Genomic DNA, 25,175 nt, shown 5'->3' with positions numbered 1-25,175 from the left:
TCCGTCGTCGGCAGCGTCAGATGTGTATAAGAGACAGGCCCTCGGCCTGCTACGGGACGACGCCTTCGACGCACTCGTCTCCGGCAGCTCGCCGTTCGAGGACCTGCCCGAGGTGCTCCCGCGACTCGCCGACGGCAGCCTCGCGGCCCTCTGCCACGTCATCACGTACGCGACCACCGGCTCGACCACCAGCCCGACCGACAGCTCCACCGACAGCTCCACCGACAGCTCCACCGACCAAGCGGGGTAACGATGTTCGGCGTCACCGTCCGCGACCACATGATGGTCGCCCACAGCTTCGAGGGTGAGCGGTTCGGCCCGGCGCAGCGGCTGCACGGCGCGACGTTCGTCGTCGACGCGACCTTCCGCGGCCCCGAGCTCGACGCCGACGGCATCCTCCTCGACATCGGCCTGGCCACCGAGCAGGTGCGCGAGGTCGTCGGTGCGCTGAGCTACCGCAACCTCGACGACGACCCCGGCCTCGGGCGCAACACCTCGACCGAGGTCCTCGCGCGGCTGGTCGCCGACCGGCTCGCCGATCGGGTGGCGTCCGGGGCGCTCGGCACCGAGCCGGGCCGGCTCACCGCCCTCGTCGTGACGCTGCACGAGTCGCACGTGGCCTGGGCCTCGTACGAGCGCTCCCTGTGAGGGGCTGAGGGTGCCCGCCCTCCACGTCGTCGTGCCCGACGCCGTGCGCGACCCGGCGCGACCCAGCGGCGGCAACACCTACGACCGGCGCCTCGTGGCCGGTATGACCGCCCTCGGCTGGACCGTCGAGGAGCATCTCGTGGCCGGACGCTGGCCCGAGCCCGACGCCGTGGCGCGGCGGTCGCTCGCCGACGCCGTCGGACGCGTCCGGTCCGGTGCACCGGTCATCGTCGACGGCCTGCTCGCGTCGCGCTCGCCCGAGGTCCTCGTCCCGCTCGCCCGTCGCGCGCCCCTCGTCGTCCTCGTCCACCTGCCGCTCGGCGGCGAGCCCGAGCGTGCGGTGCTCGCGGCGGCCTCGGCCGTCGTGGTGACGAGTACCTGGTCGCGCGACCGGCTGCTCCGGCTGCACCGACTCGACGCGGCGCGCGTCCACGTCGCAGAGCCGGGGGCCGACCCAGCGGCCCTCGCGCTCGGCACGGCCGGGGGCGGGTCGCTGCTCTGCGTCGGTGCGGTGACCGCGCTCAAGGGCCACGACGTGCTCGTCGAGGCGCTCGGGTCGCTCGGCAGCCTGTCGTGGGACTGCGTCGTGGCGGGTTCCCTCGAGGTCGACGGATCGTTCGCCGCGGACCTCCGCCGGCGGGCGCGCGATCTCGGCATCGCGGACCGAGTCACGTTCGCCGGCCCGCTGGGAAGCGACGAGCTCGAGCGGACGTACGCAGCGGCCGACCTGCTCGTGCAGCCGTCGCGGCTCGAGACGTACGGCATGGCCGTCACCGAGGCCCTCGCCCGTGGCCTGCCCGTCGTGGCCAGCGATGCCGGCGGCCTGCCCCGGACGCTGGCCGGCACGGACCGAGCCCGAGAGCGGGCCCGGGACCTGCCCGGGCTGCTCGTGCCCGTCGGCGACGCGTCGGCCCTCGCCCGCGCGCTGCGGACCTGGCTGACCGATGCCGCCACGCGCGACCGGCTCAGGCGGGGGGCGGTGGACCGCCGCAACGCCCTGAGGCCGTGGTCGGACACCGCGCTGACGGTCGCCGACGCTCTCGCGACGCTGACGCCCTGACCGTCGCGGGACGCGTCGGCGCTGAACCCGGTGGGCCCGGGCGGCGTCCTCGGGGGTGGCGCCGCCACGGCGTCGACGACCCCGGTGTGCGGAGGAGACGCAGATGGTGCGAGCGCGGCGGTGGGTGCGGCCGCTCGGTGTGGCCGTGCTCGTGGCGGTACTCGCGTGGCGCGTCGGTCCGGGACCGGTCGCCGACGCCGTCCGTCACGTCGACGCCGCCGCCCTGGTCCCCGCCGTCCTCGCGGCGGTCGCCGTCACGGTCGTGACGACGGTGTGCGCGGCGTGGCGGTGGGTCCTCGTGGCGCGGGGCCTCGGGCTGCACCTGTCGCTCCTGCACGCCGTCGCGGCGTCCTACCGGGCGCAGTTCCTCAACGTGACGCTGCCGGCCGGCGTCGCGGGCGACGTGCACCGTGCGGTGTCGCACGGCCGGTCGTCCGGGGACCTCGGCCGCGGCGTCCGCGCCGTGGTGTGGGAGCGGGCCGCCGGGCAGGTGGTGCAGGCGGGGCTGGCCGTCACCGCCCTCGTCGCCGTGCCGTCACCGCTGCGGGCGTGGGTCGAGGAGCACATGGTGCTCCTCGCGCTCGCCGGTGGTGTGGCCGCGGCGGCCGTCCTGCTCGTCCTTCGGGTTCGGCTGCGCGGCAGTGGCACCCGTGCGGCACGGATCGTCCGGGCCGCGCGCTCCGACCTCCGCCGTGGGCTCCTCGCCCGACGGGTGTGGCCGGGCGTGGTGGCTGCCTCGGCCCTCGCCGTCGCGGGCCACGTCGGCACGTTCGTCCTGGCCGCGCGCGCCGCGGGGGTGGCCGTGCCGCCGGTGCGGGTCGTGCCCGTGGCGCTCGTCGTGCTGCTCGCGGCCGCGGTGCCCCTCAACGTCGCCGGCTGGGGACCGCGCGAGGGTGCCGCCGCGTGGGCCTTCGGCGCGGTCGGGCTCGGCGCAGGGCAGGGCGTCGTGGTCGCCGTCGTCTACGGTGGACTGGTGCTCGTGGCCAGCCTGCCGGGCGCAGCGGTCCTGCTGCTCCGAGGACGTGCCCACCGGACGCGTCGCGTCGACGCCGTCGCGGGAGGCGCGCATGCCTGAGGCCCTCACCCCCGCCGCCGAGACCAGCCGTGGGCCGACGCCCGCGGGGGCGCAGGCGCCGGCGCGTCCGTACGTCGTGCTCAGCTGCGGCATGTCGATCGACGGCTACCTCGACGCCCCGTCCCCGCAGCGTCTGCTCCTGTCCAACGACGCCGACTTCGACCGGGTCGACGCCGAGCGCGCCGCGTCCGACGCGATCCTCGTCGGGGCCGGCACGATCCGCCACGACGACCCCCGCCTGCTCGTCCGCTCGGCCTCCCGCCGCGCCGAGCGCGTCGCCCACGGGCTGCCCGCGTCACCGACGAAGGTGACGCTGACCCGCTGCGCCGACCTCGACCCCGGGGCCCGCTTCTTCGCCGACGACGGCGCCGAGAAGCTCGTGTACTGCACGTCACCCGTGGCCGAGGGGGCACGTTCGCGGATCGGCCACCGCGCGACCGTCGTCGACGCGGGCAACTCGTGCGACCTCCACGGTGTCTGGGCAGACCTGGCGGCGCGTGGCGTCCGGCGGCTCATGGTCGAAGGCGGCGGCACGGTGCACACCCAGGTGCTGGCCGCCGACCTCGCCGACGAGCTGCAGCTGGTCGTCGCGCCGTTCTTCGTCGGCAGCTCGCGCGCCACCCGGTTCGTCGGCGACGCCGCCTTCCCGTTCAACCCGCAGCGGCGGGCCGAGCTGGCCGAGGTGCGCCAGATCGGCGACGTCGTGCTGCTGCGCTACGGGCTGTCGTCACGTCCCGACCCCGCCCGGACGGAGGCTCCGTGAGCGAGGCCATGGGCAGCGACCCCCTCTTGGGTCCGACGCCACCACCCGCGACCGTCCGCACGGCGGTCGTGGTGCCGCTCGCGCTCGCTGACGGGTTCACGACCACGGCGCTCGCGCACACCTTCACCGGCCTGGTGGACGGTCTCGAGCACGTCGCCCTCGCCCTCGGAGACCTCGCCGACCCGGCCGCCTCCGCTGGACCTCACGGCCCGCACTCGGCCCCGCTCGTCCGGCTGCACAGCGAGTGCCTGACGGGTGACGTCTTCGGCAGCCAGCGCTGCGACTGCGGGCCGCAGCTGCACGAGGCCGTCCGCCGCCTCGCATCGAGCGGCGGTTACCTGCTCTACCTGCGCCAGGAGGGGCGGGGCATCGGGCTCTACCCGAAGCTCGACGCCTACGTGCTGCAGGACCGCGGCCTCGACACCTACCAGGCCAACCTCGCCCTCGGCTTCGGCGCCGACGAGCGCGACTACACCGTCGCCGCCCAGATGCTGCTCGCCCTCGACGTGCCGCGCGTCCGGGTGCTGACGAACAACCCCGACAAGCCGGCCCAGCTCGAGCGTCTCGGCATCGAGGTGACCGGGCTCGTACCGACCGGCGTCCACCTCTCGCCGGCCAACGTGCACTACCTGGCGACCAAGGCCAGCCGGGGCGCGCACACGCTCGACCTCCCGGACCGGATGCCGTAGCTCGCCGGACGCGTGCCCCGCGGGCCGCGTCGCCCCGCGGACGCGTAGCTCGCGGGACGCGTCGGCCCGTGGGACGCGTCAGTCGCCGGACGCGTCAGTCGCCGGCGATGCCGGTGCGCTCGACACCCTCGACGATCCAGCGCTGCAGGAACAGGAACATGAGCAGCAGCGGCAGGATGGCGACGAGCGCGGCCATGAACAGCTGGCTCACCTGCACCGACTGCGCGGTGAGGAACGTCGACAGGGCGATCTGCACGGTCCACGACTCCTGGTCGCGGCCGATGACGAGCGGCCAGAGGAAGGCGTTCCACGAGCCGATGAAGGTGATGGTGCCGATGGCGGCGACGAACCCCATCGAGTTCGGCACGACGATGCGCCAGAACGTCCCCCAATAGGACAGGCCGTCGATGAAGGCGGCCTCCTCGATCTCCCGGGGGAAGTTCAGGAAGAACTGCCGGAACAGGAACGTCGCAAGCGCCTGGAACAGCCCGGGGATGATGAGGCCGCGCAGCGTGGAGATCCAGCCGAGCGTCGAGACGAGGACGAAGCTCGGCACGAAGGTCACGGCCGCGGGGATGAGCAGCGTCGCGGTGATCGAGTAGAAGACGGCGTTGGACCAGCGGTACGGGATGCGGGCGAGGCCGTAGCCGGCCAGACCCGAGACCACGAGGACCCCGATGGTCTGGGTCACGGCGATGAGGCCGGAGTTGAGCAGCGAGCGGGCCATCGGGATGGCGGGGTTGGCGAACAGGTCGGTGAGGTTGGCGGTGTTCCAGTGCGGCGGCAGCCAGTGGAAGTCCGGCGCGGACAGGTCCGGCTCGCGCATGAAGGCGCTGCGGACGACGAGGTAGAACGGCACGAGGAACAGCAGTGCCGCGATGACGAGCGCGCTGTAGCGGGCCCACCCGGTGGCGCGGGACCGGCCCCGGCTGCGGACGACGGCCATCAGGCCTCCCGGTCCCCGATGCGCAGCAGCCGGCCCTGCACGACGGCGACGACGGCGATGATGAGCGTGAGGATGACGGCGCCGGCCGATCCGTGGCCGAAGTCCTGGCCCGAGCCGAGCGCCGTGTAGTAGAGGTAGACGAGCGGCGGCCGGGCGTACGGCGGGTAGGTGCCGAACGTCGAGAGGATGTTGTAGAACTCGTCGAAGGCCTGGAACGCGTTGACGAGCAGGAGCAGCAGCACCGCCGTCGACGTCGCCCGCAGCTGCGGCAGGGTGATGTGGCGGAAGACCTTCCAGCCCTCGGCGCCGTCGATGGCCGCCGCCTCGTAGAGCGTCGGGCTGATCCGCTGGATGCCGGCGAGGAACAGGATCATGTAGAAGCCGACCTGCAGCCAGAGCCGGGCCGTGACGATGACGAGCCAGTACCAGGGCGGGTCGGCGAGGCTGAGCCACGGGATCGCGTCGACGCCGAACCAGCCGAGGACCGCGTTGGCCAGGCCGGAGCGGATGCCGCTGAAGATCGACATCTTCCACACGAGGGCCGCGACGACGTACGAGCAGGCCGTCGGGAGGAAGAACACCGAGCGGAAGAACGCCTGCATGACCCGCGTCCGGGCCACGAGCAGTGCCGCCCCGAGCGAGAGGACGAACGTCGTCGGCACGATGAAGACGGCGAACGCGACGAAGGTGAGCAGGCTGCTGCGGAAGGCCGGGTCGCGCAGCATGTCGAGGTAGTTCGCGGCGCCGACGAACGTCGTCGGGGTCACCGTGTTGTACGCGTCGAAGAACGACAGGTAGATCGACCAGGCGATCGGCACGTAGACGAAGACGACGAGCCCGAGGACGAAAGGGCCGACGAAGAGCCAGAACCACACGTTGCGGTTCTGGTATCCGCGCAGCCGCTGGGCCAGGGGCGGACGCGTCGGCAGGGGGCCGGACGCGTCCGCCCGGCTCGTCGTGGCCGGCGCGCTCAGGCGAGCACCCGCTTCAGTTCCGGCTCGGCGACGGCCTTGACCTTGGCGATCTCGCCGGCCGGGTCGGCCCCCTCCTTGACGATGCGGTTCATCGCGTCGCCGAAGGCGGTGGCGCACTTCGGCGTCCACAGCAGCGGGCTCTGCGCGTGACCGACGTCGGTGGCGAGCTTGGCGGCGTCGGCGGCCTGGCCCTCCTTGAGCGTCGAGGCCTGGCTGATGAGGCTGGTGCGCGACGGGATGTGGAAGCCGTAGGCGGTGGCGAAGTCGAGCTGGTCCTGGGTCTGGTCGACCCACAGCCACTTGACGAACTTCTTGGCCGCGTCGACATCCTTGGCCTTGGCGCTGACGCACGAGCCGTACGCGCCGACGGGCACCGACGGCTTGCCGCTGCCGTCGAGGGCAGGCCAGGCCATGACGCCGAAGTCGTCGCCGATGCCCTTCTTGATGTCGGGGAAGGTCCACAGGCCGGTGAACTGCATCGCGGTCAGGCCGGCGGTGAGGGCCGACGCGTCGAACCAGTCCTTGGGTGCGCCGAGGAGGAGCACCTTGGCGTCCCACATCTCGCGCAGCTTGCCGAGCGCGGTGGCGGCGCGGGGGTCGTCGAAGCCGAACTTGTTGTCCTCGGTGAGGTAGTCCAGGCCCGCGGACCACAGCATCGGGCCGCCCATGAGGCCGGCGCCGCCGTCGTTGCCGAGGAAGAGGCCCTTGACGTCGCCCTGGGTCAGCTTCTTGGCGGCTGCGACGAGCTCGTCGATGGTCTGCGGCGGCGTGACGCCGGCCTTGTCGAGCATCGACTTGCGGTAGACGAGCAGCTGCATGTCGATGACCTGGGGGATCGCCCAGACCTTGTCCTGGTAGGTCATCCGCTTGAGGATGCCGGGGTTGAAGTCGCTCCTGGCGTCGCCGAGCAGGTCCGTGAGCTCGACGACCTGGTTGCCCTTGATCATGTCGATCGTCGGGCCGTTGCCGTACTCGAAGACGTCGGGGCCGGCGTTCGTCAGCAGCGACGCGGCGGTCGACTGGTCGTAGTCGCCGGGCTTCCAGCTGACCTTGACCGTGGCGTCCTTGTACGCGGCGGCGTAGCGCTCGACGGCCTGCTGGGTGCCCGCCTCGCCGTACTGGTGGTACCACTGCTGGATCGTCGTCCCGCCACCACCGCCGCCCGACGCCCCACCCGACTCGGCCGGCTGGCGGCCGGTGTTGCTGCCGCACGCGGCGAGTGCGCCGGTGACGACCGCCGCGCCGCCGAGGCCGAGGAGGGTCCGGCGGCTGAACGCGCCGGAGAGCTGGCTGTGCTCGCTGTGCTGGGTGTGCTGGTCCGACATTCCCCTGAGTCCTTCCTGCCCGCCACACGGGCACCGACGTCGGTGGCCGGGCCCCGGCGTGACAGGTACCCGCCCGCTGTCGATCGTATGCCGCCCACCTTCGGTCGGCCCTGTGAGAGTGGGCGACTCACGAAGCTGGGCGGTGGAGCGGCGGGGCGGGACCGGCGGCGAAGGGGCGCGTCGGGCATCACCGTGCCCGCTCGTGCGTTGTCGCTAGGGTCGGCACGCAGCCCGGGCGGACGACCCCTCGGGACGACCCCGCCGCACGACCCCGCCGCACGACCCCGCCGCACGACCCCGCCGCACGACCCCGAGAGGCCACCCATGGACCAGCTCCCCGACCTCACCGGCCGGCGCGTCGTCGTCACCGGCAGCAACAGCGGGACCGGCAAGGAGGCCGCCCGGCGACTCGCCGCGGCCGGAGCCGACGTCGTCATGGCGGTCCGCTCGACGGACAAGGGCGACGCGGCCCGCGCCGAGATCCTCGACGCCGTGCCCGAGGCCTCGGTGACCGTCCGACGTCTCGACCTCGCCGACCTGTCGTCAGTGCGTGAGTTCGCGGACTCGATGGTGTCGCAGGGCCGCCCGATCGACGTCCTCGTCAACAACGCCGGGGTCATGGCCCCGCCGCGCCGGTTCGAGACGGTCGACGGGTTCGAGCTGCAGCTCGGGACGAACTTCCTCGGCCCGTTCGCCCTCACCAACCTCCTGCTGCCGCTCCTGCTCGCCGGCGACCAGCCGCGGGTCGCGACGATGACGAGCGGTGCCGCGGCGATGGGCCGGATCGACTTCGCGGACCTCCAGTGGACCTCGCGTCGGTGGAGCCCGTGGCGCGCCTACGCCCAGTCCAAGCTGGCCGACAGCCTCCTCGGGATCCATCTCGCGCGGGTCGCCACCGAACGCGGCTGGCCGCTGCTCAGCACCCTGGCCCACCCCGGCTACACGCGCACGAACCTCCAGATCGCCGGGGCGAGCATCGGCCGTGACGGCAGCAAGCCGCCGCTCTACACGCGCCTGGGCTTCTTGCCGGTGCAGGAGGTCGAGCAGGGGACCGAGCCACTGCTACACGCAATCGCGGACCCGACCGCGACCCAGGGTGCGTTCTACGGGCCGAGCGGACGCTTCGGGCTGGCTGGTTCAGCCACGCTCGTCACGCACCCGCGCTCCGCCCGCCGTCCAACCCTCGCCGAGTCACTCTGGGCCGTGGCGGAGAACCTCACCGGGACCCGCCTGCCCGACTGATGTGCGAAACCCGTGATCGCTGCCGCACCCACAGAAGTGCCACCCTCTGACCACCGCGCGGCCGGCTTCTGGGTCGCCCACGGGGTGACGCGCCGCCGCCCCCATACGCCCCGGGCTCGCATCCTCCGAAGGGCGCCCATTCCGCCCAGAATGACGTGCTGGCGATTGCCTGGCCGGGGGCATCGTGGACACACTCGCTCAGAAGTGCTCCTCCGCCTCGCGCTGCTTCGCGCGAACTCGGGATGCCTCAAGACTGACGATCAGTTCTCTAAGCCATCTCTTGACTTCCTTGTTTACACCAGGCTGGTCGATCCATCCGCGGACCCGACTTATCTGACCGGCGATCCGGTCTGCTTCTGAACCCCACCACATGCCGCTCTCGAACTCGCCATATAACGACGAACTGACCTGCTGGTCGTCACCGAACCTTGTCAGCAGGAACGTTGCAATATCGGTTATTCGTTCTCCGCCAAGGGTTGCCACGGACGCGAGGGCACGCGCGCGATCGAGGTCGTCGTCAACCCACTCCCGTGCTGAGTCGACATCGACACAGTCAGCGAGCCAGCCCCGAGCCGAAAACGCGAGCCTCCATGACCCACTCGCGACTCGTTCGATCGCCGCACGCCAGGCTGGTGGTCCACCGTTGGTGATCGCCGCCTTGAGCACGGTCTGCTCATCGGATCCGTCATGGATGCTCAGCGCGTCCTCAGCGACTAGGTCCAACATGAGTGCCGCCAGCCCTGCTGGATCACGCTCGAGCGTCGTCGAGGCCAACTGACTCCAGTCCCAGGTCTGCTGACCGACGTGCGGAAAGCGTTGTCGTTCGGCCAGCAGGACGGCGATTGTGTCGAGCAGCCGATCGTTCGCGGCGTCGCGACGGCCATGGAGCCAGAGTGCGACAAGGTCCACGGTTGCGTTGTAGTCGATCTGCGTTGCCATTCTTGAACGCCAGGCGTCAACTCGATCAGCGAGTTGGTCTGCCGTCGCGTCTCGCATCCACCTGAACACCAGCCGTGCGCCGTCTGCCACCGTCAATTCGTCGATCAGGTGACTCAGACGCTCGTTGGCGCGGTCACTGATCGGGCCTCGCACAGTAAGTTCGACCTTCTGCAGTGCGGTCGCGTCAATGCGGTCTATGAAGTCGTCGAACGCCGCGTCGTCCCCGGCCTCCGTGATCTGCCAGAGGTAGCCGACGATCGCTGCACTATTCGGACGGCCCACGTACCGCGCAAGATCCTCTAGGTACTGGAACCGTTCGGAGGCGAAATTGGCGAGTGCTCGTCCGATCTCGAAGGCAGCAGCTGGCTCGCCGTCGGCGAGGAGCCCCAGTAGCGCGCCAGGCCCCTGGCCGTCTCCCAGGGCAGCTGCCGCCGCCACTATGTCCTGAGCCAATTGGCCGTCTTCCTTGTCCCACGAGTTCATCTGCGAAAGGGCCCAGAGTCGATCATTCAGTGATTCAGGTGGCAGCTGGGCTGCCAGTTCCTCCAGAGCCGCCGGCCTCGCGTCGGACACCTCGGCACGTACGAAGAGTGAGCGGAGGCTCTCGATCTCCTTGCGGACCAGCCTGAGGTCTGCGCCACGCAGTGAAGCTAGCGCGTCGGCGAGGTGAGCCATCAAGGGAGGAATTTCAAGGCTCGGATGGATAGCCGAGACCAAAACCGTGAGCGCCTCTTGGGCGATCTCTGGCTCAGGCTCGTCCGAGACCATCGCACGAAGCAAGTCGGTCACTCCGTTTCGATAGCTCCACGCTTCGCCGTAGGTCGCAGGAGTCCCACGAGGTTCGACAATCGTCCCGCCTTGGAGTTCGCCAGAAACCATCGTTGTTTCGTGTCGGTCCAACGCATGATTCGCTGCCTTGACGAATAACCGCCGGATACGCGGGTCATGCGCACCTGCGGCGTCCGTTAAGTATGCGAGACGCGTCTCCGGGCCAGCAGCAGTCGCCGGCAGCATGGTCCCGAAGAGACCTACCCAGGTTCCCGTCGCGTTGTTGCTGAAGTCTTCGTTCTCCGCGATTGCCAGACGTAACAGCATGTCGGCTGCGACCTCGAAGGTTTCTGTATGCCATACCAACTTCTCGACAGCCCAGATAAGGTCCCGCCGGATCGACTTGTATGCGGCAAGTTCGGCCTCGGTCACCTCGCTGATGAGCGCCTCGAGCCGAACAGCTGTCGCCGTGGGGGCGAGGACGGCGAGATGCATTAAGAGCCGCGAGCGCCCACCCGTTGCAAGCTGCTCCCACGACCCAAGCACGCCGTCGGCGGCCATCGCCCGCTCGACCGCGTGACGCGATACCTCGGGATCACCGATGTCCGCCGCCCTACGAAACAGCCGTTCGGTCATGTCTTCATCGAGTTGCGGCAGCAGCTCGCCAACGATGCTGTTCCCAAATTCCTGCCATGCAACCGAAGCCAGGTACAGGGCCACTGGTTGGGGACCTACGCTCCTGAAACGTCCCTGATGGGTAAGGAGCCCATGGCGCTCAAGGTGCCGCGCAGCGCTGCGCAGTTCCGACTCTGGAATCCCAAGTCGAGCCGCCACAAGTTGGAGCTCACCGGCGACCTCGGCATCGAAACCTATCCGACTAAACAGGGCAAGGACTGCCGAGGCTAAAAAAAGTGCCCCCTCGGGAAGTTGGTCCGTAATGAACCTGCTGATGTCGGCCTCACTGACCAGCCCCCCAGCATACCCACCACCGGCCGCCAGCAGGGCCTTCGCAGCCTTCAACGCGTAGTCGACGTTGCCGTCGGCAAGACGGACGATCACACTGATCGCCTCGGCCCAGAGTGTTGGCTCATTCGCTCGAAGGAGCGACGTCATTGCCCCGTCCTCAAGACCTTCGAGCCCCACCATCGCCGACCTAGTGGAGCTGCCGGTCGGTTCCCCCATGGTCACTAGACGCAGGGAAGTGTCATGAGCCATGACGGACGCATAAACCTCATGCCGTCGGGCATCGCATTCGTCAACTACGACGACCGCGGTTCGCCCCTGCGCCTGCAGCAGGGCAAGGGTTGGCGACTGAAAGTCGTCAGATGCCGGAGCATAGACGGTGAGCGGCTCAAGGGCATGGCCGCGCAATGCCTCCAACACGAGCCGTGTTTTGCCCAGACCGCTCACACCATCAATGTGAATGTCTCGCTGGGAGTCGCCTTCGAGAACCTCTCGGATGCCGTCAATCGCGTTCTGACGGCTCTCGGAGGTTATCCACTCCCCTTGGTGCCGGCGCGATCTCGACCACTCCTCGAAGGTCTGTCCGACATAGCCAGCGCCACCGAGCAGTGGGCTGACAGCTAGCGCCGGGTATTGCTGGACCCAACGCGCCAAGCCGTCGGCGCCTATGACTTCGATCGAGTCATGCTCCAAGGAGATCCCAAGTTCCTTCGCCCTCTCGCGCAGTGCATTTCGACGGCTGGCGATCTTCGCCGAGGTCATTGAGTGTCCAAGAACCAGGCGGTACTTGCCACCAGATCTAAGGATTTCCGACGCGTACGCCGCGCCTCCCAGCTCTTCTTTGCACTTCGCCGGTGGGAGATCCCCGGCCTTGAACTGCCACGCGCTCTCGCCAGCAGGCACCCAAGTAGTCTTCGTCGCCTGCCGCAGGGCCGCGTCAACTCCTCCGTCGGCGGTGTTGTCGCGGTAGGTGCTCTCCAATGCAGTTCCCGCCATTCCGCCAGCGGCAACTTCGGCTTCGAGTAGTCGGTTCACGAACTGGCTGAAATCCGCAGAGCGAATCCGCTCGATGTCGTCTGCGCCAACCGAGAAAGGGCCGAAGAGGGTCACGGTGCAACGATGCAGTAAGTCGACGACATCAGGGGTCAACCCGTAGCGAGTCGCCCAGATCGATTGCGTCACTTCGCCGCTTGCCGGCCGGGGTGCCTCTTGCCCTCATCCTGCCGATGAGCGTGCGAGACGCTGGACACCCGGAGTGCCCGACCAGCAGGACCGCTAGCGAAGTTCGCTTTGCGGTAGGCAGGGGCATCGCGCTCTACATCGCCCGGGTCGCACACCAACCACGCGTGTTGCCAGGCAGAGAAGCTCGATCCTCGTGGCCAGGAGCAGCGCGACGTCCGTGTCGTTCGGTCCTACGGTGATCCGCATGAGCGATGTGACCGTTCCCGCGCAGCAACACAGGCATCCCGCCTTCAACGAGATCCTTCAGCAGCGCGCCGAAGACTTCCAGTTGCGAACGGCCGACAGGATCACGGCCTTCGCGGGCTCGATGGGGTTCGTGTACCTACACGCCGCGGTGTTCGCGGTGTGGATGCTCGTCTTCGAGAGGAGCCCTTGGCCCACCCTGACGCTGGTCGTCTCGCTCGAGGCGATCTTCCTGTCGACGTTCGTCATGATCGGCCAGAACCGTCAGGCCGCATTTGCGTCGGCTAAAGCGGCGCACGATTTCAAAGAGTCGGAGCTTGAGCTCAAGACGAACACCGACTTGACGCGCCAAATACACGTGCTGACCACGGAACTCCATCGCCGCCTGCTTACGGACCCAAGCGACGGAGACACCAGCCCGTGACCCGAGCAAGATTCCATCCACTGCGGATCATCCGCATTTGCCGCAGATGGTTCGACGTGAGGCGCAGGAGGCTGCTCGACGAAACAGTCCCCGATCGACTCGTGTGAGGAACGGCTCCCGGTGCGAGAACTGCGACCGATCTGCAACGTTCCAGCTGGCGCCGCGAGTGTGGACTCGGATCGAACCGTCTGTGGCTCTCCCCGCCGCGTGGCGCCCAAACCAGGAGATGACCTCCTGGGAGGTAAAGGTGCCCGTCTGCGCTTGCGCGAACTCACGAAGGAGCTCCCAAACGGTGGACGACCGACGATCCGTCATGGGTTCAAGGCTCCCGCCCCCGAAGGTCGGGGAGGTGCTCGCGCAAGCGCAAGTCAGGCGCGTCTTTCCGCCGCTTGGGGACGCCTGTCGACTCGGCCGGTGAGCGGCCGGCTAGCGTCAGTCAAGATCCCTCACAGTCTGCGGGGCGATCCGTGGCTCTGACCTGGTCGTCAGATCGCCGGCGAGCATGCCATGTCGAACACCAACCTCCTGCCATCTCGACTGGATTCAATGACGGCGACCCAACTGGCGGCGGTCTGTCCGACTCCGCCAATGTCCTCGACGAGCCAGACCAGTCCGCGCCACAGGGCGGGAACTGGAAACGCCGTGGGCTGGTTTGTCCATCGACAACGTCTTCGGCCCGAGCGTAGCGTCGAGACGCCCCGCCGAGACTTTCCCGGGCCGCCCCTATCCGGGCCGGGGTGCACCCGAAGAAGCGAGGGCAGCCTCATGAGTTACGGCGTCGTTCACCAGTTCAAGGGTGGTACGAAGGATCAGTACGAGGCCTCGATCGCGGCGGTTCACCCGGCCGACGGGAGCCTACCGGCCGGGCAGGTGTTCCACGCGGCCGGCCCGTCTGCAGACGGCTGGACCATCGTGGCCGTGCACGACACGAAGGAGAGCTGGGAGACATTCCGCGACTCGACCCTGATGCCACGCATGCAGCAAGGCATCCCCGGCGGGTTCACCGAACCCCCGCAGGAGACGGTGTTCGAAGTGGTCAACGAGGTCAGGGCACCTACGCATGCCTGAACTGCACTGGCCGCGATGACCCCAAACCGAGCGAGGTACCGGAGTCCGCACCGGTGACCTGTGACCCGGACTGCCAGGCAGTCCGGGTCACAGTCGTCGCGGGCTGGCCAGCCAGATCGGGCCAGGTCATACCGCCGCCACTCGAAGGGGCCGGCCCCGGGCACCCGGGACTGGCCGTGCGACGCGCACTTCAGCAGCCAGCTGCCTGAAGCATCTGGTCGTCCTCGCTCGAGCAACTGTCGGCGTAGCCGTCAGCATTGAGGGAGAATGACCGACTTCTGAGCCTCGATCTGTGCGCAAGCTAGAGTCGCGAGCCGGGGCCGCCGGCGCCTCCGCTGCAGGCGGTGTATAGGTGAACGTAACCGCAGGAGTGGGCGCTTCGGGTCCACAAGCGGAAAGGAAGCCAAGGCTGACCAGGGCAACGAACGAGGTGGCGACTCGTCTCAGGGGGCAGTGTTCCCGACGGTGCGTGGATTCGTGGCATAACCGCCCACGGAGGTGGGGCTCATGCTGCGGCACTTCGCGGCCTGCCGACCCGTGAGCACCGACGACCCCGGCATCGATGTGCCCCACACGTCCGCGCGCATCGGTGGCGAGCGGGGTTCTCCCTCGGCGGTCAGACGTCGGCCGGCTTCCAGTCGGGCGCCTCGACGAGTGCCACCCGTTGGAGCAGCCGCGCGGCCCTACTGACTCCCTCGACCGAGTTGACGAGCACGTCCTCGTGCTCGATGTTCAGGGTGCCCTCGTAGCCAACCGAGCGCAGCGTGTAGACGAACTCGGCCCAGAAGGTCTCCCCGGCCGGGTGGCCCAGACCGAGGGTCACGTAGTTCCACGAGCGCAGGTTCGCCCTTTCCATCGGGTGCGAGGTCAGCAGTCCATCGCGGGCGGTGACGACGCTGTCGACCCGGGTGTCCTTGGCGTGCACATGGATGATCGAACCGCCCAGCGCCCGGATGACGGCCGGCATGTCCGCGCCCATCCCCATCAGATGCGATGGGTCCAGGTTGGCGCCGATCACGTCGTCGCCCACAGCGTCGACCAGCCGTAGCAGCGTGGACGGGTTGTACACCAGCTGGTTGAAGCAGGCCTCGATCGCCAGGCGGACCCCGCGGTCACGGGCGAAGCCCGCCAGCTCTCTCCAGTACGGGATGGCGACCTCGTCCCACTGGTACGCGAGCACCTCGAGGTTCTCCGGCGGCCACGATGAGGTGATCCAGTTGGGCACCGAGTCGCCCCGCCCTGCGGGCAGGCCGGACATGCACACCACGGTCGACACGCCGAGGGCGCTCGCCAGGTCGATGGTGTCTCGTAAGACCTTGTCGTGTGCCGGCCCGCTGACCGGGTGCAGCTGGTTGCCGTTGGCGTTCAGGGCGCTCAGGCTCAGACCCCGATCCGTGACCTTGCCCGCGAATTCCTGCCGCGCCCCCTCTGAGGCCAGCACCGCCGCAAGGTCGATGTGCGGGGCCTCCGACCAGTTACCGGTGGCCACCTCCACGGAGTCCAACCCCAGCCGCTGGGCCACGTCCAGCGCGTCCTCGAACGAGAGGTGACCCAGCGAGTCGGTGATGAGCCCGATCTTCATGCACGCCGTCCTTCCAGTGATCGTCAGCCGCGGCCCGCCCGCAACTCATGTCAGCATGTCAGGACAAACGATGGATGGGAAGACCCGGCCAGGACGCGACCCATCTGGGCGGTCTGGTGACCCGTTCCTGCGACCCGGCACTGGCCGTCCCGCTGAACCGCAGCACAACGAACCCAACATCACATTCGGGGGGACCGATCTGGGGAGGAAATGTGGAGGAAATGTCTTGTCCACGACACCGCCGAATCCCGCACGAGCGCGGCGTCACGCGAAGAACCGCGAGCAGTTCCTCGCATGCATGCGACGTCGCGATGTCGCATCCGTACCTCCGTCACACCGCCGGGAGCCGGTCACGTTGCACGGTCTCGCCTGTGACGCAGATCCTGCTGCAGCCCGCGTGCACGCTCACGAATGGCGCCGCCCCAGCGTCTTCGGGTCCCGCAGCCAGTTGAGGCTGAGGTTGAGCAGGTCGTCGACCCCTTCTTGCCACGTGGACCTCAGGGGACTGTTCAGCTTCGTCATGACCTCATCGATCACGGTGTACAGAGCCGGATGCGTGGCCTCGACGATGTTGCCGAGCCGCCCAAGTCGAATCTGCAGCTCTACGAGGACGCCGGGGTCGAGCCGGGGGCCGTCGATGTGGACGCTCTTGAGGGCATTGTGGATCTTCTCGATCTCGTCCCAGATGGCGCGCTCCTGTCGAGCTGCATCTTCCCGCCCCCACTGCGCCTTGAGCAGGCGCCAAGACGTCACCGCCGTGATGAGCCCGCCGACGACGGCACCAGCGAGGGCCGCCAGGAACTCGTTCATGCCGTGAGAGTAGGCGACCGTGCCCGACGTTCATAGGACCGCGCGCTCCCACCCCGCCTCACGACCGCCTCGAGTCACCCGCCATGGCCTTTCAGCGAGGATGGTTTGCGACGTGGATTGCTGCGCTCGTCCTAGTGGCTTGGGTGCGGTCGGGTCTGCTGCACGGATAGGGGACATCGGATCTGCGTCGATGTGTGTCGGCGCTGGAAGGACGTGCACCATGCCGAAGGCGATTCCCGAGGAATTCCGCGAAGACGCGATCCGGGTTCTTCCGGGACTCCGATGCCTCGCCTGGGCTCGGACGCCGCCGATATTCAAGGACCCACTCGCAGGAGCCTGCGCCTGACGCCAACTCGGAACGCCGAACCACTCTCATGAACCGCGCGTCTCACCGCCGCTAGCGACGGCCCATCTCGTCTGGGAAGGGGACTCGAATGGTCTAAGCAGTCTTCCCACGCATCTGGCTCTTCAAGGCGCCGAGGTCCATGGATGTCCAGTGTTCGACGAGCAGGCCATCGGAGATGCGGAAGATGTCGATGAACTCGAACTCGATGTGGTTGCCGGTCGGCTCCAGTCCCCAAAGCTCGCCGCGATGAGTACCGCGCAACGTCCTCCGCGTACTGACCAGATCGCCCTCGGCGATCTGGTCGTTGATCTGCATGCGGGCATCCGGAAAGGCCTGTAGCAGCTGCCCGTAGAAGGCCTGGAACCCGCTCGCTGGTCGCTCCGTGCTCGGAATGGTCCGCCCCTCGGGCCGGTAGTGGTTCACGAACCCCGGGTGGAAGACCTCGTCGGCGTAGGCCAGGTCATGCTGATCTTGGCAACGTCGGACGAACTCGACCACGACCCGCTTGTTGTCGTCGGTGGACATCGGCATCATCCCCGTCCGCAGCCATGATGCCGCCAATCTAACCCTGACCCCGGACTCGCGCACCCACATCGGCGTGCCTCCGCTGGGTCAGTCAGAGGGGGTCACGTGACCGCATCAGACGTATTCTGAAGACGTGTCTGGTCCGCGGAGTGAGCCCGAGGCAGACCTGTCTCACCTGAGCATCCAAGAGTTGATCCTCGAGTTGACTCGGACAGAGGACCGCCTACGTGAGGAGGCAAGGTCCGGGTCGAGGCCGCTGCCTGGCCAGACCGCTCGGGTGGCTGACTTGCGCCGCCACGAGCGGCGATTGCGAGCAGAGCTGGCAGAGCGCCGCGAGAGGCCCGACCAGGACATCGACACGTGACGCCGACGTCCTCTTGCTCACCCAGATGGTGGCGCGGAGCCGGGATAGGCAATCTTCCATGCCCCAGGTCCTGATGCGGCCAGGGAAACGCCTGATATGGCTCAGCGGCGGAGACATCAGCCGTTAGTAGTCCCGAGCTCCTTTGATCGGCCGTGGTCATCTGCCATTGCGGCGCTTACAAGCTCGTGACCCTCCCGACTGAAACAATGCGCAACGCTGTTGGCTGGCATGCAAACCCGCATGCCGGCACGATGGCCAGCGAACCTGCCGGAGCAATCTGCATGCGATTCGACATGGCCCACATGGGGGCGCACAATGCGAAGCACCATTTTCGGTTTGGTTCTCTCCCGTCCGATCGAGCGAACGGTGTCACTCAATCGGTCGCGTCGCTGCCAGATGCAGACCTTGTCGTTGAGGCAAGAAGCCTCCGGGCTCGACGGCCAAGGTCGCTCAGATCCACCCGGCCCTCTTTAGCCGCAGCCGCCAAACGTGCGGCTAGGTCCAAGGCTTCGTCTAACTCGGGGCCGACGACAGCAGTTTCCTGGCCCATGTCTCGAAGGATGGTGGCCTCAGTCCGTGAGGCGATCAGCGGATCAGCGATGCCATCGATCCACACCCGGGTGCGGCGACCATCACCACGTCCCTCTCCGGTGATTCGCTCGAGGGCAAAGATGCGATCCGCCCGCGCGAACTTGCCGAAACCCAAGGCCACCATCCCAGTGTCTGACGCCACCCTCACATCTTGGCACCGCGCAGCGACCCCATGCTTCGGGTTGAAGCCGCCTTCCCGAAACGTCGGCGTCGAAGGCTCGACAGTGACGTTCGGTCCTGATCCCTCACCAATCAGCCCACGTCATTCCGCCGCGCGTCGGCCACCCTCACGGTGACAAGTGCCGTCCGTGGTGAACGACACACCGTACGGTCTACGGCCGACCTTCGGCTGGGAAACGCCGCACCCCGAGGCCGGCGAAGGCCGCACTGACAAGCGCGACTCCGGCGACGGCCACCAGCGTCGATCGGGAACCGAACCCGGCCACCAAGCCAGCCAGAGCCGTCCCGGCGGACGAGAAGGCCACCTTCGTCCCCGCGACGGTCACGAAGACAGAGCCGCGGGCACTCGGCGGGGCATATTCGCCTCTGGCGGCGAGGCTCAGCACGGTCTGTGCTGCCATGACGAGGCCAAGGACTGCGTACGTCGCCATCAGCACCGGGAACCACCCGCCGAGGACGACGACCGCGAAGAGCACCGGAGCCATCAGGGTGACAAGGAGAGTCATCCCACGCTCGGGTGACATCCGGGGCGGGTGGAGAGTCAAGGCGAGCCCGCCGGTCAGGCTGCCGAGCCCAAAGGCCGCGGCCACCCACCCGCCATGTCCGCTGGCGTGCTTTTCGCCCTGGCTCATCCCTGCAAGCAGGGCCGCGGCGATCAGAAACGCGCCGACCCACGTGAGCAGCGCGACGCGGCGCAGTTGGACGTGGCGAAAGACTGCGGCCGGTCCGGCGCGGACCCCGGGCCCCGACGGGTCGGCGCCGTGGAGCAGCTCGGTCTCGGCGTGCTGGCGGGCGCGCGGAACCCGAGCCGGTGACGTCCGCGCCGCCGGCAAGCCCAGGACCAGGAAGGCGCCCACGAGGCCGAGGGCACTCAGCGCGAGCAGCCCGCCGCGCGGTGAGGCGGCGGCGGCCAGGACGGAGACGACAACCGGCGCGCCGGCCCCGGCCACGCCGTAGGTGAGAGCATCGAGTGCGCGCAGGCGGCGGGTTCGGTCGTCGGTGGTACGGCCCTCCGCGAGGCTGCTCAGGCCACCGGTGAGCATCGGACCGGCCGCGCCGGCACCGAGCGCCAGGAGCAGTACGAGCGGCAGCGGCGTGGCACCGAGCCACGTGGTGACCAGCGCCAACAGGGCGGCGAAGACGGTTGCTGCCACCGCCACGACACGGCGCGGGTCGGCGACGCGGTCCAGCAGCGGAGCGGACAGGAACCCGAGGGCGTGGGGAGCGGTAAGCGCGGCGCCGATGAGCCCGGCAGTGCGCAACGGCGACGGCACGTGCGAGGCCGCGCACAGCAGCACCAAACCGACGGTCGCGCCGGCGTCCATGCACCGGACCAGCACCGCAGCCAGCACATACGTACCGATGCGTTTGTCACCCATATGACACTCCTTCGACCGGTTACACCGTCGACGTTGCCACCAACCGTGTAACCGGTCAAACTAGTGACATGGCTATGTTGCATGTCGCCGGCAATGCCGCGTTGGACTTCGTCGGCACGCTGAGCGAACGCGGAACCGCCGACGAGGAGGGCCTGGCCAGCGGTGCGGCCCTTGCGAGGTGGTACGTCGAAGCGGGACTCGTCGACCGTCAGCCGAAGGTGGACGCCGCCCACCTCGCGCAGGCGCGCCGGTTCCGTGAACACCTGCACCTCCTGGTGCGCTCACTGGTCGACGAGACGCCGCTACCCGAACAAAGCCGATTGGCGCTCAACCGCGTCGCTCGCCGGCCGCGACCGGTGCAGACTCTCGATCCGGACGGGCGACGGGTACGCCGAGGAGACGCCGGCGCCTGTCTCGCCGCGGTGGCCCAGGCCGGAGTGGAACTGTTCGACCGCACCGATGGGGCCGTCGTGCGCTTCTGCGCCGATGACCGCTGCACGCACCCCTTCCTCGACCGTTCCCGCAGCAAGCTGCGGCGCTGGTGCGACATGGGCACCTGCGGCGACCGCGCCAAGGTGCGCCGCTACCGCGGCAAGCCCTCGGCCTGACCAGCCGGGTAGCCTTCAGCCAATCCGCCGGGACACTGGAGGTGTACTGGCGGCGATGACCCTGTGCCTCCTCGTACTCAGACTCGCGAATCGGCCATAACACTCCACTCGGGCGCAGGGCCCCTACGAGGCCTCGCGCGAGGCCCTGAAGGCCGCACTGGCGCCGCGGTCGCGTCCCCCTGCTCTCCGCCGCATGGCTCTGTTGGAACCGGGGCAGACGTATCTCGCCGAGGGCAAGAAGTCTCAGGCACGCAAGGACTTCGAGAAGGTGCTCGCGGAGGGTTGCGGATGTCGCACGCAACCACGGCCTGGTCGGCCGACAAGAGGTCTGGCCGGGTTGCCAGAGCCCCTACGCCGTCCGCGCTAGGTTCGGCGACATGACCCAGCCCGACAGCGTTGTCCGGCTGATCCGTTCGGACGCCCTCACCGACACCGCCCCCTACGCGTATGCCGCCGGCCAGCCGCTGACGGGCTTAGGCGCGGCAGGCCAGCCCAGAGGGCCCTTCATCACGAGGACGATCGACCGGGCGCCATCGGCGGCATGAGCGTGCGAGTCAGGCGGATGCTCGAGCCCTCAGCAGTCGGATGAGGCCCCAGATGACGCAGCCAGCGGATACCGCGAACAAGAAGACCACCAGTTCGACGGGAGTGCCGCCGAACATGGTGACAGTGGCGAGCATGCCCAAGGTCAGCCCGAGCCAGATGAATGCCACAATGCCGCCTCACTTTCTCTTGACTGGCGTTGGAACGATACGCAGTGTCCGTGATCTCTGCGGCATTTTGCGGATGCTCTTGCTTGGGGGAGAAGGTGCGGTCCTGCTCAATGAGGCACTTGGCGATCGGTGGTGGCGTCCACAGGCGCCGTGAGCCGAGCGGCTTCTTGAGGCGCACCGCCACCAGATCGCTGCACGCTGGGAACGGCGGGCCCTCGGGTGTGGCGGCGGCCAGTGCGATACGGACCTCGCGAGCCGACTCCGAGATCCTCACCTGATAGGGCTGGCTCTTGCACGAATCGGCCGACAGCCTGATGAGGGTCGCATCCCCACGCACGACCCTCGCGTCGTGGAAGCTCACCGGCGTCATGATCGCGTCAGCCCCGCAACCTGCTACGGACGTTCCCAGCAGCACGGCGCAGATGCCGCGCGTCAGCCGGCCAGCACGATTCGATGCCACAACTATCCCGACACCGGCCGGCCCCCAATCCGTTCCCCGACTCTCGATAGCTCGCCTGGACCACGCCCAGTCAGCGGCAAGAGAGGACGTCTGCTGGGGTGGATTCTGCACTGGGGGCTTCCAGCACGTGACGACGTCGGTGACCGAGCGTCAGCACAGTTGTCCCTCAAGCGTGAGCCGTGAGTGGCATGGTGGGACCGAAGGTGGCCCGCTGTTCTGGACGAGCGGACATGGCGCCCACCGATCCAGTGCGCGAAGGGGTGAACACCCTGTCAAACGGAGGTGCGCAGGATGAACGACGACGAAGTGGCCATCCGGAACCTCATCGAAGGGTGGGCTATCGCTGCGCACGAGGGCGATTTAGAGGCTGTCCTGGCGCATCACGCTCCGGAAATCGTGATGTACGACGTCCCGCCACCCGAGGATGGGGTACGCGGGTTGGCCGCATACGAGCAGACGTGGCCGGGGTTCTTTAAGTGGCAGGAGAGGGCCACCTTCGATCTCTTGTCGTTGGAGGTTGTTGCCGGCCCAGACGTGGCATTCGCATACGGCTTGCTTCGGTGCGGGACTCCTGAGGAGCTTGCGGCCATCCCGGACCGACGTCTACGCCTTACTGTGGGGCTGCGCAAGGTGGGCGATCACTGGACAGTCCTTCACGAGCACCACTCCTTCACCGCTCGCGATTAAGGCCGACGGTTTCCCAGCCTCCACCCGTTGCGCCTTCTTGACTGGCCAGCCCGCTCCTGGCGACCGAGGACGGGATGAGACCGACGCCCTCAACCCGGACGATCGAACGCGCCATCCGCGGCAAATGCGGACGTCCGTGCTAGCAGTTGTCGGGAGCAAGCGCGGCTGCTTACGCTCGTCTGATGCCTCCTGCGCCCCGCCCTCATCGACGTGCAGACGTAACGATCGCCGAGCTAGTCGGTGGCGTCGAGAAGCGCGAGCTCGTCGTCGTCGATCCAGACCCCGCTTGGCCCAGGCCTACCAACGTCACGAGGACTGCATCCCCACAGCGCTCGGACCGCGGGGCGCCGTAGCGATTCAGCACATCGGATCGACCTCCGTACCCGGCCTCGCCGCGAAACCCATCGTGGACATTCTCGTCGTCGTCAATGACATCACCGCCGAAGAGGACTACCTGCCCCAACTCCTCACCGCCGGTTACGTCCTGCGGGTCCGCGAGCCCGGCCACCGCCTGGTGCGTACACCCGAGCGTGATGTCCACGTACACATCCTCGAGACCGACGATCCGCAGATCCGCGAGTACCTTCTCCGCCGCAATCACCTACGCCGCGACGAAGCCGACCGCGAGCTCTACGCGCGCACCAAACGTGACCTCGCCGCCCAGGACTGGCCCGACATGAACGCCTACTCCGACGCCAAGACGGACGTCATCACCCAGATCAAGGACCGCGCACGACAGCAAACGTGACACCACCCCTCGAAGACGCTCGACCGCTCAGAGCACCGTCTGTGGTCACCACGTTCTTGTGGCGGTCGGGTCTTCTCGCGACGGCTGCATGGCGGCCGGGGAGAAGGTCTGGCTTCCCAGGACGCCGAGCAGACGTAGGCGCTCGGCGGACTCGCTGCCCGGCGTCGCGGTGAAGACGAGCAGGATCTGGACATCGCTGTCCGTTGACATGCTTTCGCAGTCGAGCTCCATCCGGCCGACCTGCGGGTGCAGGAACGTCTTGCGCTCCGGCCCCGGCCTCCAGGCGACATCGTGACCCGCCCACAGTGCGTCGAACTCCGGCGAGGCGCGGAGGCGATCGACCAGGGCGCGGGCACGGGGATCGTCCGGGTGACGTCCAACGGCCAGGCGGAGCATTGCCACGTAGGAACGGGAGTAGGTCGGCTGTTCCTCGACAGGGTGCAGCGCGCGTTCGCGCGGATCGGTGAACCAGCGGTGAAAGCGGGACCTGTTCGGGTCCTCAGGGGCGAAGCGCGACTCGTCGCCGAACAGTGCGATGGCGAAGGGGTTCTGTGCCAACACCTCGCCGAGGTCGTTGGTGACCATGGCCGGCGTGTCGAGTCTGTCGAGCACCCGTTGCACGCCTGGTGACACGTGGTCGCTGCGCATGTCACTGCGCGGAGGGACATGACCGGCCAGCCGGTACAGGTGGTCGCGCTCGGTCCGGCTCAGTCGCAGCGCTCGACTGATCGCCGTGAGCATCGGAGGTGAGGGCTGCGGACCACGCTGCTGCTCGAGGCGGGTGTAGTAGTCGGTCGACATGCTCGCGAGCAACGCGACCTCTTCACGGCGCAAGCCGTCGGTGCGGCGTCTGGGACCACGCGTCAGCCCGACGTCCTCGGGCTGCAGCGCCTCGCGGCGCCGGCGCAGGAAGTCGGCTAGAAGTTCACGATCCATGGGGCCCATTCTCGGTGAGGGAGCGTGCCTCATCCAGAGACCGGGAGTCCGTGGATGCACGGGTCTCTTTCACCGAGTCGTGCCAGGCACCACGTTGGGACTCATGACGAATGACAACACCAACCACCCCACCACTGCCCTGGTCACCGGCGCCAGCCGCGGGCTCGGGCGCGCTACCGCACTGGCACTCGCCGATGCAGGTCTCGACGTGGTCATCACCTACAAGAGCAGCGAGGCCGAAGCGCGCGACGTCGTCGCGTCCATCGAGTCCAGAGGTCGGCGCGGTGTCGCGCTGCACCTCGACACCACCGACATCGCCTCGTTCGCCGCCTTCGTGGAGACGCTGCGCAGCGAGCTGCCCGACGGGCGGTTCGACATCCTGGTCAACAACGCCGGCACCGCGCTGTACAGCCTGCTCAAGGACACGACCGAGGCCGAGTTCGACCAGGTCTTCGGGGTGCACGTCAAGGGCCCGTTCTTCCTCACTCAGGCCCTGGAGCCGTTGCTCGTCGACGGCGGCCGCATCGTCAACATCTCCAGTGCCCTGACCCGGATGGCGTTCGCCCGTTCTGGCCCGTACGCCACCGCCAAGGGAGCCATCGAGGTGCTCACCCGCTACCAGGCGCTGGAGTACGGCGATCGCGGGATCACCGCCAACGTCCTCGCCGTCGGCGCCGTGCCGACCGACTTCGGCGACGCTCACCTGCGCTCAGACCCCGACCTGCAGAGGACCATCATCGGGCTGACCGCCCTGCAGCGTCTGGCCACTCCTGAGGATGTCGGCCAGGCCGTCGTCGGTCTCACGACCGCCTCCGGCAGCTGGATCACAGGCCAGCGCATCGAAGCCTCCGGCGGCCTGCGGCTCTGACCCATGGTCCCCGCGGCGGTGGGCTTCCGTCCCTGTCTCTTATACACATCTGACGCTGCCGACGACGGA

General features: G+C 68.3%; 25 protein-coding genes and 1 pseudogene. 14 read left to right on the top strand and 12 right to left on the bottom strand.

Annotation, left to right across the window (positions count from 1 at the left end):
* The 6 genes and pseudogenes from ACR9ZK_RS11155 to ACR9ZK_RS11130 form a co-directional block, all read left to right on the top strand.
* Window positions 1-250 (top strand): annotated as a pseudogene (locus ACR9ZK_RS11155) (hypothetical protein); the annotation flags it as partial.
* 2 nt (window positions 251-252) lie between these two features.
* Window positions 253-648 (top strand): 6-pyruvoyl trahydropterin synthase family protein, encoded by a 396-nt coding sequence (locus ACR9ZK_RS11150; protein WP_481341980.1) that lies wholly within the window; start codon window positions 253-255, stop codon window positions 646-648.
* A gap of 10 nt (window positions 649-658) precedes the next feature.
* Window positions 659-1,708, top strand: coding sequence for a glycosyltransferase family 4 protein (locus ACR9ZK_RS11145; RefSeq protein WP_481341979.1), 1,050 nt, complete (start codon window positions 659-661; stop codon window positions 1,706-1,708).
* A gap of 103 nt (window positions 1,709-1,811) precedes the next feature.
* Window positions 1,812-2,783 carry a lysylphosphatidylglycerol synthase domain-containing protein gene (locus ACR9ZK_RS11140; RefSeq protein WP_481341978.1) on the top strand — a complete coding sequence of 324 codons (972 nt, stop codon included), beginning with the start codon at window positions 1,812-1,814 and terminating at the stop codon, window positions 2,781-2,783.
* Window positions 2,776-3,546, top strand: a complete 771-nt coding sequence (locus ACR9ZK_RS11135; protein ID WP_481341977.1) for a RibD family protein — start codon at window positions 2,776-2,778, stop codon at window positions 3,544-3,546. The genes ACR9ZK_RS11140 and ACR9ZK_RS11135 overlap by 8 nt, the downstream gene beginning before the upstream one ends.
* Complete coding sequence (locus tag ACR9ZK_RS11130; RefSeq protein WP_481341976.1) at window positions 3,543-4,235, top strand: GTP cyclohydrolase II; 693 nt, start codon at window positions 3,543-3,545, stop codon at window positions 4,233-4,235. The genes ACR9ZK_RS11135 and ACR9ZK_RS11130 overlap by 4 nt, the downstream gene beginning before the upstream one ends.
* 94 nt (window positions 4,236-4,329) lie before the next feature.
* Here ACR9ZK_RS11130 and ACR9ZK_RS11125 read toward each other — a convergent pair whose 3' ends face one another.
* The 3 genes from ACR9ZK_RS11125 to ACR9ZK_RS11115 all read right to left on the bottom strand — a co-directional run bounded on the left by ACR9ZK_RS11125 (window position 4,330) and on the right by ACR9ZK_RS11115 (window position 7,480).
* On the bottom strand, window positions 4,330-5,181 hold the full coding sequence (locus ACR9ZK_RS11125) for a carbohydrate ABC transporter permease (protein ID WP_481341975.1): 852 nt from the start codon (window positions 5,179-5,181) through the stop codon (window positions 4,330-4,332).
* Window positions 5,181-6,056, bottom strand: coding sequence for a carbohydrate ABC transporter permease (locus ACR9ZK_RS11120; protein ID WP_481341974.1), 876 nt, complete (start codon window positions 6,054-6,056; stop codon window positions 5,181-5,183). Before ACR9ZK_RS11120 ends, ACR9ZK_RS11125 begins: the two co-directional genes overlap by 1 nt.
* 95 nt (window positions 6,057-6,151) lie before the next feature.
* Entirely contained in the window at window positions 6,152-7,480 is a 1,329-nt protein-coding gene (locus ACR9ZK_RS11115; protein WP_481341973.1) for an ABC transporter substrate-binding protein, read from the bottom strand.
* Between the two features lie 324 nt (window positions 7,481-7,804).
* Between ACR9ZK_RS11115 and ACR9ZK_RS11110 the strand changes: the two genes are divergently transcribed.
* Window positions 7,805-8,722, top strand: a complete 918-nt coding sequence (locus ACR9ZK_RS11110; protein WP_481341972.1) for an SDR family oxidoreductase — start codon at window positions 7,805-7,807, stop codon at window positions 8,720-8,722.
* A gap of 198 nt (window positions 8,723-8,920) precedes the next feature.
* On the opposite strand, the gene ACR9ZK_RS11105 is transcribed toward ACR9ZK_RS11110, so the two are convergent.
* Window positions 8,921-12,502, bottom strand: coding sequence for a hypothetical protein (locus ACR9ZK_RS11105; RefSeq protein WP_481341971.1), 3,582 nt, complete (start codon window positions 12,500-12,502; stop codon window positions 8,921-8,923).
* A 316-nt stretch (window positions 12,503-12,818) separates the two neighbouring features.
* Here ACR9ZK_RS11105 and ACR9ZK_RS11100 point away from each other — a divergent pair, with 316 nt between their 5' ends.
* Window positions 12,819-13,241 carry a DUF1003 domain-containing protein gene (locus tag ACR9ZK_RS11100; RefSeq protein ID WP_481341970.1) on the top strand — a complete coding sequence of 141 codons (423 nt, stop codon included), beginning with the start codon at window positions 12,819-12,821 and terminating at the stop codon, window positions 13,239-13,241.
* Window positions 13,242-13,268: 27 nt separating this feature from the next.
* On the opposite strand, the gene ACR9ZK_RS11095 is transcribed toward ACR9ZK_RS11100, so the two are convergent.
* Window positions 13,269-13,556 carry a DUF7669 domain-containing protein gene (locus ACR9ZK_RS11095; RefSeq protein ID WP_481341969.1) on the bottom strand — a complete coding sequence of 96 codons (288 nt, stop codon included), beginning with the start codon at window positions 13,554-13,556 and terminating at the stop codon, window positions 13,269-13,271.
* A 450-nt stretch (window positions 13,557-14,006) separates the two neighbouring features.
* Between ACR9ZK_RS11095 and ACR9ZK_RS11090 the strand changes: the two genes are divergently transcribed.
* The gene (locus tag ACR9ZK_RS11090; RefSeq protein ID WP_481341968.1) at window positions 14,007-14,309 is read left to right on the top strand and encodes a hypothetical protein; all 303 of its coding nucleotides are present in this window, start codon (window positions 14,007-14,009) and stop codon (window positions 14,307-14,309) included.
* A 616-nt stretch (window positions 14,310-14,925) separates the two neighbouring features.
* Here ACR9ZK_RS11090 and ACR9ZK_RS11085 read toward each other — a convergent pair.
* The 5 genes from ACR9ZK_RS11085 to ACR9ZK_RS11065 form a co-directional block, all read right to left on the bottom strand.
* A complete protein-coding gene (locus tag ACR9ZK_RS11085; RefSeq protein ID WP_481341967.1) occupies window positions 14,926-15,831 on the bottom strand; it encodes a sugar phosphate isomerase/epimerase family protein in 906 nt (301 codons plus the stop codon).
* A gap of 465 nt (window positions 15,832-16,296) precedes the next feature.
* Complete coding sequence (locus ACR9ZK_RS11080) at window positions 16,297-16,701, bottom strand: hypothetical protein (RefSeq protein WP_481341966.1); 405 nt, start codon at window positions 16,699-16,701, stop codon at window positions 16,297-16,299.
* A 439-nt stretch (window positions 16,702-17,140) separates the two neighbouring features.
* Window positions 17,141-17,572: an ester cyclase gene (locus tag ACR9ZK_RS11075; RefSeq protein ID WP_481341965.1), complete on the bottom strand. Its 432-nt coding sequence runs from the start codon at window positions 17,570-17,572 to the stop codon at window positions 17,141-17,143.
* A 737-nt stretch (window positions 17,573-18,309) separates the two neighbouring features.
* Window positions 18,310-18,642 (bottom strand): hypothetical protein, encoded by a 333-nt coding sequence (locus tag ACR9ZK_RS11070; RefSeq protein WP_481341963.1) that lies wholly within the window; start codon window positions 18,640-18,642, stop codon window positions 18,310-18,312.
* Window positions 18,643-18,859: 217 nt separating this feature from the next.
* The gene (locus ACR9ZK_RS11065; protein ID WP_481341962.1) at window positions 18,860-20,086 is read right to left on the bottom strand and encodes an MFS transporter; all 1,227 of its coding nucleotides are present in this window, start codon (window positions 20,084-20,086) and stop codon (window positions 18,860-18,862) included.
* A 74-nt stretch (window positions 20,087-20,160) separates the two neighbouring features.
* On the opposite strand from ACR9ZK_RS11065, the gene ACR9ZK_RS11060 reads away from it, so the two are divergent.
* Complete coding sequence (locus tag ACR9ZK_RS11060) at window positions 20,161-20,694, top strand: CGNR zinc finger domain-containing protein (protein WP_481341960.1); 534 nt, start codon at window positions 20,161-20,163, stop codon at window positions 20,692-20,694.
* 377 nt (window positions 20,695-21,071) lie between these two features.
* Window positions 21,072-21,239 carry a hypothetical protein gene (locus ACR9ZK_RS11055; RefSeq protein WP_481341959.1) on the top strand — a complete coding sequence of 56 codons (168 nt, stop codon included), beginning with the start codon at window positions 21,072-21,074 and terminating at the stop codon, window positions 21,237-21,239.
* 9 nt (window positions 21,240-21,248) lie between these two features.
* Here the strand turns inward: ACR9ZK_RS11055 and ACR9ZK_RS11050 are convergent, their stop codons facing one another.
* Window positions 21,249-21,407 carry a hypothetical protein gene (locus ACR9ZK_RS11050; RefSeq protein ID WP_481341958.1) on the bottom strand — a complete coding sequence of 53 codons (159 nt, stop codon included), beginning with the start codon at window positions 21,405-21,407 and terminating at the stop codon, window positions 21,249-21,251.
* 751 nt (window positions 21,408-22,158) lie between these two features.
* On the opposite strand from ACR9ZK_RS11050, the gene ACR9ZK_RS11045 reads away from it, so the two are divergent.
* Window positions 22,159-22,554, top strand: a complete 396-nt coding sequence (locus tag ACR9ZK_RS11045) for a YybH family protein (protein WP_481341957.1) — start codon at window positions 22,159-22,161, stop codon at window positions 22,552-22,554.
* 286 nt (window positions 22,555-22,840) lie between these two features.
* On the top strand, window positions 22,841-23,302 hold the full coding sequence (locus tag ACR9ZK_RS11040; protein WP_481341956.1) for a GrpB family protein: 462 nt from the start codon (window positions 22,841-22,843) through the stop codon (window positions 23,300-23,302).
* A gap of 45 nt (window positions 23,303-23,347) precedes the next feature.
* On the opposite strand, the gene ACR9ZK_RS11035 is transcribed toward ACR9ZK_RS11040, so the two are convergent.
* On the bottom strand, window positions 23,348-24,238 hold the full coding sequence (locus ACR9ZK_RS11035) for a helix-turn-helix transcriptional regulator (protein ID WP_481341955.1): 891 nt from the start codon (window positions 24,236-24,238) through the stop codon (window positions 23,348-23,350).
* Between the two features lie 103 nt (window positions 24,239-24,341).
* Here ACR9ZK_RS11035 and ACR9ZK_RS11030 point away from each other — a divergent pair, with 103 nt between their 5' ends.
* Complete coding sequence (locus ACR9ZK_RS11030) at window positions 24,342-25,106, top strand: SDR family NAD(P)-dependent oxidoreductase (protein ID WP_481341954.1); 765 nt, start codon at window positions 24,342-24,344, stop codon at window positions 25,104-25,106.
* Window positions 25,107-25,175 lie beyond the last annotated feature (69 nt).

Source organism: Monashia sp. HAY1-5C (assembly GCF_056755255.1).
Note: the sequence above shows the minus strand (reverse complement) of the source record. Positions and strands in the feature narration are given on the sequence as shown.

Bases quoted from the DNA above. Each gene is read 5' to 3' on its own strand.
- ACR9ZK_RS11150 (WP_481341980.1), top strand. From the start codon at position 253: ATGTTCGGCGTCACCGTCCGCGACCACATGATGGTCGCCCACAGCTTC.
- ACR9ZK_RS11140 (WP_481341978.1), top strand. From the start codon at position 1,812: ATGGTGCGAGCGCGGCGGTGGGTGCGGCCGCTCGGTGTGGCCGTGCTC.
- ACR9ZK_RS11135 (WP_481341977.1), top strand. From the start codon at position 2,776: ATGCCTGAGGCCCTCACCCCCGCCGCCGAGACCAGCCGTGGGCCGACG.
- ACR9ZK_RS11125 (WP_481341975.1), bottom strand. From the start codon at position 5,181: ATGGCCGTCGTCCGCAGCCGGGGCCGGTCCCGCGCCACCGGGTGGGCC.
- ACR9ZK_RS11115 (WP_481341973.1), bottom strand. From the start codon at position 7,480: ATGTCGGACCAGCACACCCAGCACAGCGAGCACAGCCAGCTCTCCGGC.
- ACR9ZK_RS11110 (WP_481341972.1), top strand. From the start codon at position 7,805: ATGGACCAGCTCCCCGACCTCACCGGCCGGCGCGTCGTCGTCACCGGC.
- ACR9ZK_RS11100 (WP_481341970.1), top strand. From the start codon at position 12,819: ATGAGCGATGTGACCGTTCCCGCGCAGCAACACAGGCATCCCGCCTTC.
- ACR9ZK_RS11095 (WP_481341969.1), bottom strand. From the start codon at position 13,556: ATGACGGATCGTCGGTCGTCCACCGTTTGGGAGCTCCTTCGTGAGTTC.
- ACR9ZK_RS11090 (WP_481341968.1), top strand. From the start codon at position 14,007: ATGAGTTACGGCGTCGTTCACCAGTTCAAGGGTGGTACGAAGGATCAG.
- ACR9ZK_RS11080 (WP_481341966.1), bottom strand. From the start codon at position 16,701: ATGAACGAGTTCCTGGCGGCCCTCGCTGGTGCCGTCGTCGGCGGGCTC.
- ACR9ZK_RS11075 (WP_481341965.1), bottom strand. From the start codon at position 17,572: ATGTCCACCGACGACAACAAGCGGGTCGTGGTCGAGTTCGTCCGACGT.
- ACR9ZK_RS11065 (WP_481341962.1), bottom strand. From the start codon at position 20,086: ATGGGTGACAAACGCATCGGTACGTATGTGCTGGCTGCGGTGCTGGTC.
- ACR9ZK_RS11060 (WP_481341960.1), top strand. From the start codon at position 20,161: ATGTTGCATGTCGCCGGCAATGCCGCGTTGGACTTCGTCGGCACGCTG.
- ACR9ZK_RS11055 (WP_481341959.1), top strand. From the start codon at position 21,072: ATGACCCAGCCCGACAGCGTTGTCCGGCTGATCCGTTCGGACGCCCTC.
- ACR9ZK_RS11045 (WP_481341957.1), top strand. From the start codon at position 22,159: ATGAACGACGACGAAGTGGCCATCCGGAACCTCATCGAAGGGTGGGCT.
- ACR9ZK_RS11035 (WP_481341955.1), bottom strand. From the start codon at position 24,238: ATGGATCGTGAACTTCTAGCCGACTTCCTGCGCCGGCGCCGCGAGGCG.
- ACR9ZK_RS11030 (WP_481341954.1), top strand. From the start codon at position 24,342: ATGACGAATGACAACACCAACCACCCCACCACTGCCCTGGTCACCGGC.